This is a genomic window from Nocardiopsis sp. NPDC058631 (assembly GCF_042716955.1).
Taxonomy (GTDB): Bacteria; Actinomycetota; Actinomycetes; order Streptosporangiales; family Streptosporangiaceae; genus Nocardiopsis.
In genome coordinates this window covers 1-2,054 of record NZ_JBHXQY010000197.1, presented here as the reverse complement: position 1 = coordinate 2,054, position 2,054 = coordinate 1, and the positions used below count along the sequence as shown (strand labels likewise).

Genomic DNA, 2,054 nt, shown 5'->3' with positions numbered 1-2,054 from the left:
GGTACTGCCCTGTGGTGGGGTGGGAGAGTAGGTCGCTGCCACGGTTTTTTGTTGGGGAGGGGGTTGCCTGTGATGGGCGGCTCCCTCCCTTTTTTTGTTACCCGATCTTGTGCGTTTGTGAATCAGAGTGTGGGCTTGGCTGCCCGGATGTGGAGAGAGTTCCCACTGGTCGGTGACGTGAGGTAGCTGCCGCTTTGGCGGTGAGTGGCGATCTCATGTCGTAAGCTGGAGGGCACGAGTACTATGACGCGCTGCTACTGCTCAAGGTGGCAGCGCTTTTGAGTGTTGACGGACGGGTTGGATGACTGAGGACAGCCGATCGGGAGACCGCGAGGACTCCGGAGCAAACGAGCATGGTGGTGACCGCTCCGGCGAGCCTGGCGGTCGTGGACGAGGCGAAGAACCCCGCTCCCGATCCGGCTACAGCGGCCCCCGGGAGAACAGAGGCGGGGACGACCGCCGAGGTGGTGGTTACCGCCGGGACGATCGTGCCCCGCAGGGTGACCGTGGTGGTTACCGGGGTCGCGATGACCGTGCCCCGCAGGGTGACCGTGGTGGTTACCGGGGTCGCGATGACCGTGCCCCGCAGGGTGACCGTGGTGGTTACCGCGGAGGAGACCGCCGCGACGATCGTGCCCCGCAGGGCGATCGTGGTGGTTACCGGGGTCGGGACGACCGCGCTCCCCAGGGCGATCGTGGTGGTTACCGGGGTCGCGATGACCGCGCTCCCCAGGGCGATCGTGGTGGTTACCGGGGTCGCGACGACCGCGCTCCCCAGGGTGACCGTGGTGGTTACCGCGGAGGAGACCGCCGGGACGACCGTGCCCCGCAGGGTGACCGTGGTGGTTACCGGGGTCGCGATGACCGTGCCCCGCAGGGTGACCGTGGTGGTTACCGGGGTCGCGACGACCGTGCCCCGCAGGGCGACCGTCGTGGTGGTGGTTACCGGGGTCGCGATGACCGCGCCCCGCAGGGCGACCGCGGTGGCAACCGGGACAGGGACAACCGTGGCGGGGGGAACTTCCGCGGTCGGGACGACAGGCGTGACGACCGTCGTCCTCCTCGCGAGGACCGCGATCCCGCGGACATCCCGCCGCAGCTCCCGGAGGAGGCCACCTTCTCCCAGCTGGACCCCGAGACCCGGCGCGACCTCCACTCGCTGCCCAAGTCCCTGGCCGAACTCATCGGCAAGCACATCGTCGCGGCCGGCCTGCTCCTGGACGAGGAGCCCGAGAGGGCCTACGCGCACGCCGCGTACGCACGCCGCAAGGCGTCGCGTGTTCCCGGTGTGAGAGAAGCTTCCGGCGTGGCCGCCTACACCGTCGGCAAGTGGCAGGAGGCGTTGTCGGACCTGCGTGCCGCACGCCGTATGAGCGGCCGCGACAGCTTCCTCGCCATCATGGCCGACTGTGAGCGTGGCCTGGGCCGACCCGAGCGGGCACTGGAGATCACCAGCGACCCCGCTGCGGACTCCCTGGACACCGCCGACCGTATCGAGCTGCGGATCGTCGCCGCCGGTGCGCGCCGCGACATGGGCGACGCCAAGGCCGCCCTGGCCGAACTCCAGGTGCCGGAGCTGAAGGAGCGCAGGGCCCGCCCGTATGTCGCCCGCCTCTTCTACGCCTACGCCGACGTCCTGGAGGAACTGGGCCGTGAGGACGACGCCCGGGAGTACTTCTCGCGGGCCTCGGCCGTGGACAGCGACGGCGTGACCGACGCCGACGAGAGGCTGGCCGTCCTCGAAGGCGTCGAGTTGGTCGACGTCGACACGGAGGACGGAATCGTCTGGACCGACGCGGAGGAGCAGGAGCTTCCGGAGGGTGGGGACGAGGCACCGACCGGTGAGGGACGCGACCGTCGCGACGACCGCGGTCGGGACCCCCAGGACCGGCGCTGACCCCTCCCCGGGACACCGAGGACACTGCGCCGTCGGGCGGCGTGAAGCCGCTCGGCGGCGCAGTCGTGGGGCGGGGGGGTGTGCGCGTGGCGCCGGGCGCCGGGGTGTGCCGGGCCTACCAAGGTGGACGATCCCAGAGCGGACGCCACCCGGGAGG

The 2,054-nt window shown here is 70.5% G+C and carries 2 protein-coding genes; one reads left to right on the top strand and one right to left on the bottom strand.

Going from position 1 to position 2,054, the window contains the following annotated elements; genetic code table 11:
- Window positions 1-241 precede the first annotated feature (241 nt).
- Window positions 242-1,249: a hypothetical protein gene (locus ACFWTE_RS29895; RefSeq protein WP_378783307.1), complete on the bottom strand. Its 1,008-nt coding sequence runs from the start codon at window positions 1,247-1,249 to the stop codon at window positions 242-244.
- Window positions 1,250-1,306: 57 nt separating this feature from the next.
- On the opposite strand from ACFWTE_RS29895, the gene ACFWTE_RS29890 reads away from it, so the two are divergent.
- Window positions 1,307-1,897 carry a hypothetical protein gene (locus tag ACFWTE_RS29890; protein WP_378783305.1) on the top strand — a complete coding sequence of 197 codons (591 nt, stop codon included), beginning with the start codon at window positions 1,307-1,309 and terminating at the stop codon, window positions 1,895-1,897.
- The last annotated feature ends 157 nt before the right edge of the window (window positions 1,898-2,054 follow it).